Origin of the sequence: Evansella tamaricis (genome assembly GCF_019042215.1) — a bacterium.
GTDB classification, from domain to species: Bacteria; Bacillota; Bacilli; order Bacillales; family Salisediminibacteriaceae; genus Evansella; species Evansella tamaricis.
Window position 1 is genome coordinate 50584 of the sequence record NZ_JAHQCS010000073.1, and the last position, 10865, is coordinate 61448.

The following is a 10865-nucleotide window of genomic DNA, read 5'->3' on the forward strand; positions in this document are numbered from 1 at the left end:
ATGAATAATGTATATATAAATAGCAATTAGACTTGGAAATGTGAAACTTATTTTTTTTTTTCAAAACTAAACGGATGTCTATTCAAGGTGAGTAAAAGGTCCATATGATGTCATTGAGTGAGTTACTCAATTCGACGGAGGTGAAGGAGAATGTATGGATATGGTTATGGGCATCCTGGAGCATACGGTTGTTATCCAGCAGCCCCAGTTGCAGGAGGGTTTGCTAGCAGTTTTGCGTTAGTACTCGTATTATTTATCTTGTTAGCAATTTTAGGTGCAGCATTTGTTCGTTACTAAATTGATTTAATAAAATAATTGAAAAATATCACTTTACAGGAATGGGGTTATTACCATTCCTTTTGTTTTATTTTATAGGAAAGCGAAATTAAATGTTTTGGAACCTTTGGGCAAGTTGATTAGTTCCAGCGACGAGCATTTTCTTGAGATACCACGACGGACAGGACGTCCTAATATCGGGCATGCCACAGGACGTGGCGCTTTGCCCGATGGACGGACAGGACGTCCTAAAAAAATGGCTGAATTATCCGAATACATTCAAAGAATTTTCTTTATGAAGTCGGACATGTTATGATAACGTTGACTATGATATTAGGAGGGATTTGGATGGCGTTTGAAGTGAGAGCGGAACCTACACCTAACCCAAATGCAATGAAATTTACCGCAAATGAAATTTTGTTTGAAGGGACAGGGAGTGCTTCATTTAAAAAGGGGGACAATCCGGATCAGCCACTAGCAAAGGCATTATTGTCCATCGAAGGAGTAGATAATATTTTCGGTTATCAAGATTTTGTAACTGTCAATAAAGAAGCCGGTACGGATTGGGATAGCTTATTACCGGAAATTGAGGGAGCATTTAATTCCGTTTATAAATAAGTTCAACTAAAAAATGAGTAGTCTTATCAGTCAGCTTTTTTGACTATAGGATTACTCTTTTTTTGAAAAATTTTATAAGTTTTGGAACCTTCGGATATCTTGTCAAGTTCCATCGCCTACTCGCATGGGAACTGAAAAAGTGGTGCTTTTCCACTTTTACAGTCCCTAAGCAATGAGCGTAGCCGTCGCAATCTTTAAAAAGCTTGATAGGAGTGGTTTTCTCCTATCAGGCGAGCGACGAGCGCAGCCATTGCCATATAAATAAATGGAACTGAAAAAGTGGTTTTAAACTTTTTCAGTTGCTTCTTAAACACTGCGGGGCACTTCGGAAGTGACAACCGAAGTCAAAGAGCGGACTTTTAGTTGTCATTCCTCCACTGCCCTACGCTCGTGAGCATAGGCTATTACGCTTTTCTTGATTAAGTGATAATTGTAGTTATGGGTTTCATATTTATGCATCTTCAAAAAACGATCAAAAGTTTTTGAAATTCCTGTGAACACTTTGAAAAGTGTGAGTAATATCACCCCATATATGATAAAAAATAGATAGGATAAACGTAAGAAAACTCAGGATAGAAAGGAGTAACTAAAATGACAGACTATCTCGGGTGTCTAACTTCAGGTTTTCAAAAACCAGATGTCTATTGTAAAGCACTGCAATTATTAATAGAGGAACATGCACCATTAGTAAAGGAAATGAACGAGTTTTATTATACAGCGTCCCTCTTAGCCTATGATCCAAGCCGTGAAGATAAACTGGAGCTGTTGCAGAAGCTTTATAAACAAATTGAACTCTTTTCATTCCGCCTGGAACATCACTCAAAAAAGGAAGAAAAGTATCTCTTCAAAAATATCTCATCCTATATAGGGGGGGAGGGGGGACCTGTATTAGTTATGGAGGAAGAGCATCTTGTAGTGAAGGATAATTTAACTCAATTTCTGAGAAAATTTCCAACAATTTGTTGTGAGAATAAAGATGATATTCGTGATCTGACTCATCATATATCAATTGTCTTCCATACTCTGACAGACCATTTTTTAAAGGAAGAGGAAATTCTTTTTCCACTTGCTGAGAGTTTACTCACAAACGAGGAAAAGGAGTCTCTCCTGTTAACATATGAAGAAATGAAAGCAGGTTAATTGTAATCTCAATGGGTCATTTCGACCTTGTTGAGATTATTTTTTTTGAATTATTTTTGTTTTTAGGATCAATCTCTTGACAAAAATAGGATGAGAAAGAGTAAAATGAAATGGTGATTTTTTGCGGAATTGGGGGCAGGATGGTGGAAGTTACTTATGACAACGGGGAAACGAGTGCCTTGAAAAAAGGTATATTCGACGGATTACCAATTGGGGTAGGATATATGCCTGTTGCACTTACTTTTGGGTTGATTGCAGGTTCGACAGGATTAACGGTTGCAGAATCCGTACTAATGAGTATGGTTGTTTTTGCTGGGGCATCACAATATATGGCCTTATCCATGATCGCATTAGGGTCTGGAGCACTCGAAATCGTACTTGCAACATTCATTGTAAATTTTCGGCATTTGTTAATGAGTGCCTCTATTCATGAAAGGGCAGAAAAATCTTCTAAAAAAGTGAAGGCACTGTACGCTTTCGGTTTGACAGACGAAGTTTTTGCAGTGGCTTCTACAAAAAGTCCACCTGTGAAATCGGGGTATATTATAGGCACGGCAATTGTTGCATACAGCAGTTGGGTATTGTTTACTGCAGTTGGATTTTTTGCAGGTACTGTTTTACCTTATTTTTTACAGGAGAGTATGGCAATTGCCCTATACGCACTATTTATTGCACTCCTCATCCCGTCAATCAAAAAAGATGGGAAAATAGTAATTATTCTAGCCATTTTAGGTGGAGCTTTCCACACGGTATTTCAACTCTTTATGTCGACTGGCTGGGCAATCATGTTGGCTACTATCGTTGCTGTGGTAGTGTTCGAGATGTTTCAGTTGGTAGGTAAAAAGGAGGTTCAGGCTAAATGAGTATGCCGATTGTCTGGATGATTATTGGGATGGGAGTTGTCACCTATATACCAAGACTATTGCCATTAGTCATGTTAAATACGGAAAACTGGCCTGTATGGTCTAAGCGGATGCTTTCAAGGGTTCCATATGCTGTTCTAGGTGCTTTAATCTTTCCTGGAATTATTTCAGTTCATGAAAATGTTTGGTTTGGTGTAGTTGGGGGAGTGATTGCAGTGATTCTTGCTTATATTGGAACACCGTTAATTGTTGTTGTTGGAGGTGCAATTGCTGCGCTCGCTGTAATGACTGTATTTTTGTGAAACGAATAAGGCTTGTGGAAGAAAAACGTCCGCAAGCCTTTTTCTTTCCATTTCATTGATGCGTATATACTAGTAAGGTGAGTTGTTCAATTGCCTTCCATACCTCTTTGATACAATGTCATAAAAACCTAATGAATTATATAATTTCTTTGTAGCAATATTATTTACTCCAGTTTCAAGTTCAATCCCTTTGTATCCCTCTTGTTCTGCCCAATATAATACATTAAGTAAAATATTTTTGGCAATTCCTTGTTTACGGTGTTTTTTTAGTACATATAAATCATTTAGCCAAATATATGGCCCTCCTTTATCAAGGCTTATTCCAGAATTAAGGAATGCGCACCCCACTACGCCCCCTTCCTTTTCTGCAATGAAAAATTCAGATCCAGAGTTTTGTTTTAAGGCTAGATCAATCGATTTTAACAAATTCTCTTCGGTGATATTATCGCTTAAGGCGTTCATCTGCTCCATCATCACGTGGGAAATGGATTTCCGTAGATGTTCAGCATTTTCCTTTTGTACTTTATATATTTTCATGTTGATTCATCCCCCAATCCTTTATTACTTCCATATGAATGGGAGATTTCCTCTAATAAATTCAATAAATAAGAAGAGGTCCTCTTTAAGTATAACTGAGGGAACTGAAAAAGTGGTGCTTTTCCACTTTAACAGTTCCTCGAAGCAATAAGCGTAGCTGTAGCAATCTTTAAAAAGCCTGATAGGAGCGATTTTCTCCTATCAGGCGAGCGACGAGCGCAGCCATTTCCATAAAAAAATGAACTGAAAAAGTTATTTTATTCTTTTTCAGCGACCTCAGTATAATCTAAGGAGAGGCAATCTTCTGAAATCACTTAAAATGATTCATTCATGAATTCGTCTGTAAATTCATAAAATGATCGCTGTAACTCCATTAATTGCTCCCGTTCTGCTATAGAAGAGTCGGCATATGCCTGAGATATAGCCTGTTTTGCTCTCTTAATTTTATCGACGGTTTCTGCCTGTTCAAGTGGAGTAGTGGTATTCTGAACAGCCTGGTTAGCCGCTTCTACGGCCTCTCTGGCTTGCTGAAAATATTGGTTAGCCATTAGTAATCCTCCTCCTAAAAAACACTCACTATTAGAATGTACTAACAGTGAGGAATTCATGAGAGAAATATTTTAACTAACATTATGTAAAAGTTCCAGAATCTTCTCTCATGTAGATTACAGATTAAATCTCTCCTCCAAAAATTGAGCAACTCCGTCTTCTTCGTTGGTTACCGTTTTTTCATCAGCAATAGACTTCAACTCAGAAATGGCATTTTCCATTGCTACTCCAACCCCTGCATATTCGATCATTTCCAAATCGTTATCTTCGTCACCAAATGCGATGATACGTTCTCTTGGAATTTGATAGTACTGGGAAATTTGTTTTAAACCAACCGCTTTATTTAAACCCGCTTTAACGATTTCAATCACATTCCATGGTGCTCCCCAAGATCTTTGCTCAATCACTTCTGCGTGGGCATCTGACAGGAGATCTTTCAATTCTTTATGGTTAGAATCCTCAGGGTGAATGAGAAGGGAAGTGGGATCTTCACGAAGAATTTCAAGGAGGTTTCCATACTCTATTGGAGATTGTCCCAAAGTGAATGCGTTTGAAAATCCTTTGTTTCGATAACGTAAATAGTATTCATCCATCACTTCAACCATAATATTTTGAACATGGAACGCTTCGCATGTTTCAATAATGGTTTTTGCTAACGATTTATCAAGCGGAGTGTGTTTTGATTGAAACGATGTTGGATTTATAGGATGATGGATAAGCGCCCCGTTAAAATTCACAATTGGGGTATTGAGCATAAGTTCTTGATAATAGACTTTACTTGCTCGATAAGGTCTTCCGGTTGCGATGACAACTTGATGTCCCAGTTCACGTAATTTTCCAAGGACATTCCGATTCCGTAACGATATTTCTTTATCATCAGTTAACAAAGTTCCGTCTAAGTCTACTGCGATTAGGTGTTGTTGCATTTATTAGTCCTCCCTTAATTAAATATATTTTAGAATGGGTTCGTTATGGAAGTATTGGGACACTCACTCCTAATAAGTCATTTTCCATCCCTTGCTAAACCTTCCAAGCAAATACATGTGTTTTGCAATGAAAACATGTTATAAATATACTATACTAAACAAGGAACATGTTAAAATAAGCTTATTGAATTATTGGCTATCTTATATGTATAAGGTATCCTAACCATTAAAAAGATAATAGTAGTGTTTTTTTCCTATGCATCTATAAAGTGAAGGAGGTGGAGACGTTGGAACTATTTTTTTCCTCGTTCTCTGCACGAACTATTTGGACACCTGAGTTATTCATAGTATTGACTCTTATCAGCATGCTTTATTTTTGGGTGATCGGCCCACTAAGACATAAATTTCCCGACGCTAAACCTGTTCCGATGCGAAGGAAGATCTATTTTCATTTAGGCTTACTTGCCGTTTATTTTGGTTTCGGTGGTCCCCTTTATGTACTGGGACATTTGATGTTAAGTATGCATATGCTATCGATGGCAATCGTATACTTAATTGCACCACCACTTCTATTAATAGGGATTCCTTCCTGGTTCTTTATTTATTTTAAACAATTTAAGATACTTAGGGGTATCTTTTTGATCGTTGGATTCCCCATTGTCGGGCTTGTGTTATTTAATGCAATGATTTCATTTTATCATTTACCTAATACCTTTGACATGTTGCTCACTAACGAAGGTTGGCATAACATCTATCAAATTGGAATGCTTATAGCTGCACTCTTAATGTGGTGGCATCTTCTTCCGAGAATGATTACAAAGTACAATATGTCTGAGCTAAAAAAAGTTGGTTATATGCTTGCAAGCGGAGCTTTATTTACTCCTGCCTGTGTTTTAATTATTTTTGCTGGAGAACCATTGTATGCCACATATACTGATCCTGCCATTTGGGCGCTAGCCATCAGTTATTGCTTACCGGCAGGAGCAAATATTCCATATGAAATATTTACGACTGGTTCCCAGTCAATTGCACCACTATCACCGTTAAATGATCAGCAATTAGGTGGTGCGTCTATGAAGGTTATTCAAGAGCTTGTTTATGCTGTAGCTATGGGATATGTATTTAAACAATGGATGAATCGTGATAAAGAAACAAATGCAACCACAGTATATAAAGAATATGAAATGGAAATGGTTCGTCCAAATGATATGGTTAATTTGAAAGAGGGATGAGGGAAATGGGATATTTAAAGCTCTTATTGCCAGTAGGTTTAACTTTTTTTCTACTTCAGGGCTGCAGTTTTTTGTATGGGGAACCAGAGCAACAACGCCCTTCTCCAGTTATTGATGTGTCTCAGGCCGATGAACCTTGGGAAGTAGAAAATTTTTATGCTGTCAATCAAGATGGGGAAGAGTGGAGTACAGAACAATTAAAGGGGCAATGGTGGATTACGAAAACTATCTTTACTAGATGTCCAACGGTTTGTATGACAATGACTCCGAATATGGTGCACCTTCAAGATGCGATTGTGGCAAATAACCTGGATATTCAAATTGTTTCTTTTACCGTAGATCCGGAATTTGACACTCCGGAACGACTGGTTAATTACGGAGAATCATACGGTGCAGACTTTAATAATTGGGATTTTTTAACAGGTTATACTCAAGAAGAAATAGAAGCTTTTGCCCTAGAGACGATGAAGGCAAGGGTAATGAAGATTGAAGAACAAAACGACATCGCCCACCCAACAAGGTTTTTCTTGGTGAATGGTGATGGGATTATTGTCCGAATGTACAGTGGTGATACGGACTTTGACTTGGATGCCACGATTAAAGATTTGCAAAGTGTCGTAACGAATTAAATATTCAAAGAGGGTCCCATCTAAAGCTAATTTGAGGGGACCCTTTTATCTTTTTATCTTTTGAAAATTGTATTTCTGGAAGTAGTTATTCTCACTCGTGACTCTTTTATGGGAAGTGGGAGTGTTTCTGGTAAAATGTTATTAAAGAAAGTCAATAGAAGGGTTGGAATAAAAAATGTTTGAAGAACGTGTACCAATTTCTGTGAGCGAAGCAGTTCAAAGAGTTATGCAATATACAAAAAAAGGAAAAATCGAATACATAGACATCGAAGAGGCAAGAGGAAGATATTTAGGGGAAGCTGTATATGCAGACCACAACATACCTCCATTTGATCGAACTCCTCTTGATGGTTTTGCCATACGAAGTGAAGATACAAGTAATGCCAGTTCAAATCGTCCTGTTCATTTAGAAGTAATTGAGACGGTAGGTGCCGGTAACATGGTTAAACAGCCTGTTAAACCTGGACAGGCAGTACGCGTCATGACTGGTACAATCATGCCGGAGGATTGCGATGCTATTGCTATGTTTGAGTTGACAAAGGAATTCGATAAGGACGGAAAAACGTGGATTGAGATTAAGCGCTCATTTAAAAAGGGAGATTTTGTATCCTTTGAAGGGGAAGAAACGAAAAAGGGGGAGAGATTATTGGATGCCGGTACATTTATCCATGCAGGAGTGGTAGCAGTTCTTGCCACCTTCGGATATAACAAAGTACCGGTAGTAAAAAAACCGGTGATTGGAATCTATGCAACAGGGACTGAACTTTTGGAAGTAGAAGAAGAACTGGTTCCAGGAAAAATTCGAAATAGTAATGCCTATATGATTAAAACGCAAGTCCAGCAAGCAGGAGCTAATGCGGTATATTATGGTCAGTTAGTGGATGATTTTGATCATTGCTATCATGCTGTTGAGAATGCCCTTGATCAAGTTGATGCCCTTATTACAACTGGTGGGGTATCCGTAGGGGATTTTGATTATTTGCCAGAAATCTATCAAAAGTTAGGTGCCAATGTATTGTTTAATAAAATTGCGATGCGTCCAGGAAGTGTTACAACAGTCGCGGAAAAAGAGGGAAAAATGTTTTTCGGATTATCAGGTAATCCTTCTGCATGTTTTGTAGGGTTTGAGTTGTACACAAAACCGTGGATTAAAACCTATCTCCATTCACCGAAGCCATACTTGGAATGTGTGAAGGGGACACTTACGCATGACTTCCCTAAACCTAACCCTTTTACACGGTTTATTCGAGGGAAAATAGGTTTTAATAGGGGGATAGTTACTTCTTCTCCAGTGGGAATGGATAAATCTCAAGTGGTTACTTCCTTGGCACATTCCGATGTTTTAATAGCACTTCCAGGCGGTTCAAGGGGTTATAAAAAAGGGGACGAAGTCGATATGCTACTCCTGTTTCGTGAAGGAACATCAGAACCATTTAAAGATCCAACTAAGTTAAGAAAGACGGAAAATAGATGAAACAGAAACCTATTATTTTTCAAATTGTTGGTTACTCCAATAGTGGTAAAACAACACTGATATCAAAATGGATCAAAGAAATATCAGCTTCCAACTTGAAAGTTGCGATGATAAAACATCACGGACATCAAAGCTCATTAAGTGAGATGGATGAGGGAAAAGACACCAATATACATCGAGACGCAGGTGCAGCAGGGTCCCTCGTTGCTAGTAATGATCAAGTACAAATGCATATGAGAACAGACGAACCTTTATCATTGGAGAAACTCCTTTTCATGTATCAACTATTTCATTTAGATGTTATTCTCATTGAAGGGTTTAAGAAGGAGAAGTATCCAAAACTTCTCCTTTATCGCGGGGCGGAAGATCGTGACCTGTTGTTCACATGTACAAATGTAGAGGCAATCATTTGTTGGAAAGAGGCGGATAAAGAAGCATTAAACAATAATCCTGTTCCAGTTTTTCATCTTCGAGAGGAAATTGAATACATACGCTGGCTAATGGATCGGATAAATAGGGGAGTGCAATAAATGGGTTATAAAAAACTGTTTGAAATAACTGAGAAAGAAATCATTATTCAAGAAGTGGTTAATAAAGTGATTGACCGGAATGCAGGTGCAATTAATACATTTATTGGAACTGTTCGTGAAATGACAAAAGGAAAAAAAACACTATATTTAAAGTACGATGCTTATATTCCAATGGCGGAAAAAAAATTGCAACAAATTGGTTTAGAGATCCAAAGTGACTTTCCAGATGCCCATGTTGCCATTACCCATCGGATTGGAAAATTAAAGATCTCAGATATTGCAGTTGTAATTGCTGTTTCCACACCACACAGATCAGACGCCTTTACAGCAAGCAGATATGCTATTGAACGAATTAAAGAAATTGTGCCTATTTGGAAAAAGGAGCACTGGGAAGATGGGGAAGAATGGATTGGAGATCAATTGGAAAAGACACCTTATCCAAGTGGAAAGCCTTCAAAGGAGGACTTAACATGATAAAAATTCTTTTATTTGCAGACTTAGAAGAGAAAGCTGGTCAAAGAGAAATTGATATCGACTCAACTGCTATGAAAGTGGGGGATATCAGAAAATATTTAGTAGAAAAGTATCCCCAATTGACTGCAATTAAATCGGCATTACCAGCCATCAATGAAGAATATGCCCAAGATGATGTGGAAGCAAAAAGTGGGGACATTGTTGCTTTTATCCCGCCAGTTAGTGGAGGGTAAGTAGGAGTGGAATTGGCTTCTTTATTAAATCTTAAATGATGGTGTACTAAAGTTTATGCTTTTGGTACACCTCCTTTTTTTAAACGTACTAAAATAAAGTTACTCTAAATACTAAAGGCGGACGCTTGCGATTCACCATCTTTCAGTTAATTATTAATAGATTTAGTAATAACACAAAAATAAAAGGCTGTCCCTCTAAAAATCAGTATCATATCTAATGACTTTTGGGACACCCTCTCGTTTTTAAATTCCTTAAAATGCAAGCATATCTCTGACTTTGGAACTCATTTTTTCTGGTGTCCAAGCGGGTTCCCAAACTAGTTCCACATCACATTTTGTCACGTTAGGGTGATCTATTACAGCTGACCTTACCCCGTTAATCATTGTATCGTGTAGCGGACATCCTGGCGTTGTTAATGTCATGGTTATCTTTACTTCTGTTTCAGCGATTGTAACATCATAAATCAACCCTAAATTTACCACGTCTACTCCTAACTCCGGATCAATTACCATCTCCAACTGTTTCATTAGCTCTTCTTTATTTATACTAGTCATGAAAAAATCCTCCTTTAATTTTTAAAAAGGCTATGTTAAAGGCTAATGTTGATTTCTTAAAAGTATGATTTTTAGCGAAATTTACGACTACTGTCTCTTCCTCTGCAAACAAATGCTCCGAGGCGTAACCGTCCATCGGGCAAAACGCCACGTCCTGTGGCATGCCCGATATTAGGACGTCCTGTCCGTCGAGACAAATCGACGTATTTGCAGAGAAGTTGTGCTCTTTGCTCCTGCGGTTACTCGTCGCACAAGAGAATATTTGCTCCTGCGGTTACTCGTCGCACAAGAGAATCCTGCGGGAAAAGCGGGTTCAGGGGAGACTTCGCAAGGTGCGAAGCAACGAGCATTACTTCATGGAATAGCTACGAGTTGTCTCGACGGATGCAGCCTCAAAGCGTTACTGTCAGAGGAAGAGACACCTGCAGAGGTGGCTCCCGAACCGCCCGCGGCTAAGAAGACACTGCGAAGAATGAGCAGATGTCGCACTTGTGCCAGTGGTGAAAGGGAGTGAATTTCGCAAAAAT

17 protein-coding genes are annotated in these 10865 nt (G+C 38.4%); 12 read left to right on the plus strand and 5 right to left on the minus strand.

Going from position 1 to position 10865, the window contains the following annotated elements:
* Window positions 1-150: 150 nt before the first annotated feature.
* The 6 genes from KS419_RS07010 (at window position 151) to KS419_RS07035 (ending at window position 3199) form a co-directional block, all read left to right on the plus strand.
* The gene (locus KS419_RS07010) at window positions 151-297 is read left to right on the plus strand and encodes a YjcZ family sporulation protein (protein WP_217065380.1); all 147 of its coding nucleotides are present in this window, start codon (window positions 151-153) and stop codon (window positions 295-297) included.
* A 115-nt stretch (window positions 298-412) separates the two neighbouring features.
* A complete protein-coding gene (locus tag KS419_RS07015; RefSeq protein WP_217065382.1) occupies window positions 413-592 on the plus strand; it encodes a hypothetical protein in 180 nt (59 codons plus the stop codon).
* A 32-nt stretch (window positions 593-624) separates the two neighbouring features.
* The gene (locus KS419_RS07020) at window positions 625-894 is read left to right on the plus strand and encodes a NifU N-terminal domain-containing protein (protein ID WP_217065384.1); all 270 of its coding nucleotides are present in this window, start codon (window positions 625-627) and stop codon (window positions 892-894) included.
* A 591-nt stretch (window positions 895-1485) separates the two neighbouring features.
* Window positions 1486-2034, plus strand: coding sequence for a hemerythrin domain-containing protein (locus KS419_RS07025; RefSeq protein WP_217065386.1), 549 nt, complete (start codon window positions 1486-1488; stop codon window positions 2032-2034).
* Between the two features lie 110 nt (window positions 2035-2144).
* Complete coding sequence (locus tag KS419_RS07030) at window positions 2145-2897, plus strand: AzlC family ABC transporter permease (protein ID WP_246593696.1); 753 nt, start codon at window positions 2145-2147, stop codon at window positions 2895-2897.
* Window positions 2894-3199: an AzlD domain-containing protein gene (locus KS419_RS07035; RefSeq protein WP_217065388.1), complete on the plus strand. Its 306-nt coding sequence runs from the start codon at window positions 2894-2896 to the stop codon at window positions 3197-3199. Before KS419_RS07030 ends, KS419_RS07035 begins: the two co-directional genes overlap by 4 nt.
* A 69-nt stretch (window positions 3200-3268) precedes the next feature.
* Here KS419_RS07035 and KS419_RS07040 read toward each other — a convergent pair whose 3' ends face one another.
* The 3 genes from KS419_RS07040 to KS419_RS07050 all read right to left on the minus strand — a co-directional run bounded on the left by KS419_RS07040 (window position 3269) and on the right by KS419_RS07050 (window position 5211).
* Window positions 3269-3736 carry a GNAT family N-acetyltransferase gene (locus tag KS419_RS07040; protein ID WP_217065390.1) on the minus strand — a complete coding sequence of 156 codons (468 nt, stop codon included), beginning with the start codon at window positions 3734-3736 and terminating at the stop codon, window positions 3269-3271.
* A gap of 314 nt (window positions 3737-4050) precedes the next feature.
* The gene (locus tag KS419_RS07045) at window positions 4051-4284 is read right to left on the minus strand and encodes a DUF3813 domain-containing protein (protein WP_217065391.1); all 234 of its coding nucleotides are present in this window, start codon (window positions 4282-4284) and stop codon (window positions 4051-4053) included.
* A gap of 117 nt (window positions 4285-4401) precedes the next feature.
* Complete coding sequence (locus tag KS419_RS07050; protein ID WP_217065393.1) at window positions 4402-5211, minus strand: Cof-type HAD-IIB family hydrolase; 810 nt, start codon at window positions 5209-5211, stop codon at window positions 4402-4404.
* A gap of 287 nt (window positions 5212-5498) precedes the next feature.
* Here KS419_RS07050 and ctaG point away from each other — a divergent pair, with 287 nt between their 5' ends.
* The 6 genes from ctaG to moaD all read left to right on the plus strand — a co-directional run bounded on the left by ctaG (window position 5499) and on the right by moaD (window position 9783).
* Window positions 5499-6443 carry a cytochrome c oxidase assembly factor CtaG gene (gene ctaG / locus KS419_RS07055; RefSeq protein WP_217065395.1) on the plus strand — a complete coding sequence of 315 codons (945 nt, stop codon included), beginning with the start codon at window positions 5499-5501 and terminating at the stop codon, window positions 6441-6443.
* A 5-nt stretch (window positions 6444-6448) separates the two neighbouring features.
* A complete protein-coding gene (locus KS419_RS07060) occupies window positions 6449-7072 on the plus strand; it encodes an SCO family protein (RefSeq protein ID WP_217065397.1) in 624 nt (207 codons plus the stop codon).
* Window positions 7073-7247: 175 nt separating this feature from the next.
* Window positions 7248-8546 carry a molybdopterin molybdotransferase MoeA gene (locus tag KS419_RS07065; RefSeq protein WP_217065398.1) on the plus strand — a complete coding sequence of 433 codons (1299 nt, stop codon included), beginning with the start codon at window positions 7248-7250 and terminating at the stop codon, window positions 8544-8546.
* Complete coding sequence (mobB, locus tag KS419_RS07070; RefSeq protein WP_217065402.1) at window positions 8543-9076, plus strand: molybdopterin-guanine dinucleotide biosynthesis protein B; 534 nt, start codon at window positions 8543-8545, stop codon at window positions 9074-9076. Before KS419_RS07065 ends, mobB begins: the two co-directional genes overlap by 4 nt.
* Window positions 9077-9550, plus strand: coding sequence for a molybdenum cofactor biosynthesis protein MoaE (locus KS419_RS07075; RefSeq protein ID WP_217065404.1), 474 nt, complete (start codon window positions 9077-9079; stop codon window positions 9548-9550).
* Window positions 9547-9783, plus strand: a complete 237-nt coding sequence (gene moaD / locus KS419_RS07080; RefSeq protein ID WP_217065405.1) for a molybdopterin converting factor subunit 1 — start codon at window positions 9547-9549, stop codon at window positions 9781-9783. The genes KS419_RS07075 and moaD overlap by 4 nt, the downstream gene beginning before the upstream one ends.
* A gap of 252 nt (window positions 9784-10035) precedes the next feature.
* On the opposite strand, the gene KS419_RS07085 is transcribed toward moaD, so the two are convergent.
* Together KS419_RS07085 and KS419_RS25160 are read right to left on the minus strand one after the other, a co-directional pair.
* Window positions 10036-10338 carry a metal-sulfur cluster assembly factor gene (locus tag KS419_RS07085; protein WP_246593697.1) on the minus strand — a complete coding sequence of 101 codons (303 nt, stop codon included), beginning with the start codon at window positions 10336-10338 and terminating at the stop codon, window positions 10036-10038.
* Window positions 10339-10409: 71 nt separating this feature from the next.
* Window positions 10410-10535: a hypothetical protein gene (locus KS419_RS25160; protein ID WP_281419773.1), complete on the minus strand. Its 126-nt coding sequence runs from the start codon at window positions 10533-10535 to the stop codon at window positions 10410-10412.
* Window positions 10536-10865: the final 330 nt, after the last annotated feature.

Bases quoted from the DNA above. Each gene is read 5' to 3' on its own strand.
- KS419_RS07010 (WP_217065380.1), top strand. From the start codon at position 151: ATGTATGGATATGGTTATGGGCATCCTGGAGCATACGGTTGTTATCCA.
- KS419_RS07020 (WP_217065384.1), top strand. From the start codon at position 625: ATGGCGTTTGAAGTGAGAGCGGAACCTACACCTAACCCAAATGCAATG.
- KS419_RS07025 (WP_217065386.1), top strand. From the start codon at position 1,486: ATGACAGACTATCTCGGGTGTCTAACTTCAGGTTTTCAAAAACCAGAT.
- KS419_RS07030 (WP_246593696.1), top strand. From the start codon at position 2,145: ATGGTGATTTTTTGCGGAATTGGGGGCAGGATGGTGGAAGTTACTTAT.
- KS419_RS07035 (WP_217065388.1), top strand. From the start codon at position 2,894: ATGAGTATGCCGATTGTCTGGATGATTATTGGGATGGGAGTTGTCACC.
- KS419_RS07040 (WP_217065390.1), bottom strand. From the start codon at position 3,736: ATGAAAATATATAAAGTACAAAAGGAAAATGCTGAACATCTACGGAAA.
- KS419_RS07045 (WP_217065391.1), bottom strand. From the start codon at position 4,284: ATGGCTAACCAATATTTTCAGCAAGCCAGAGAGGCCGTAGAAGCGGCT.
- KS419_RS07050 (WP_217065393.1), bottom strand. From the start codon at position 5,211: ATGCAACAACACCTAATCGCAGTAGACTTAGACGGAACTTTGTTAACT.
- KS419_RS07060 (WP_217065397.1), top strand. From the start codon at position 6,449: ATGGGATATTTAAAGCTCTTATTGCCAGTAGGTTTAACTTTTTTTCTA.
- KS419_RS07065 (WP_217065398.1), top strand. From the start codon at position 7,248: ATGTTTGAAGAACGTGTACCAATTTCTGTGAGCGAAGCAGTTCAAAGA.
- mobB (WP_217065402.1), top strand. From the start codon at position 8,543: ATGAAACAGAAACCTATTATTTTTCAAATTGTTGGTTACTCCAATAGT.
- KS419_RS07075 (WP_217065404.1), top strand. From the start codon at position 9,077: ATGGGTTATAAAAAACTGTTTGAAATAACTGAGAAAGAAATCATTATT.
- moaD (WP_217065405.1), top strand. From the start codon at position 9,547: ATGATAAAAATTCTTTTATTTGCAGACTTAGAAGAGAAAGCTGGTCAA.
- KS419_RS07085 (WP_246593697.1), bottom strand. From the start codon at position 10,338: ATGACTAGTATAAATAAAGAAGAGCTAATGAAACAGTTGGAGATGGTA.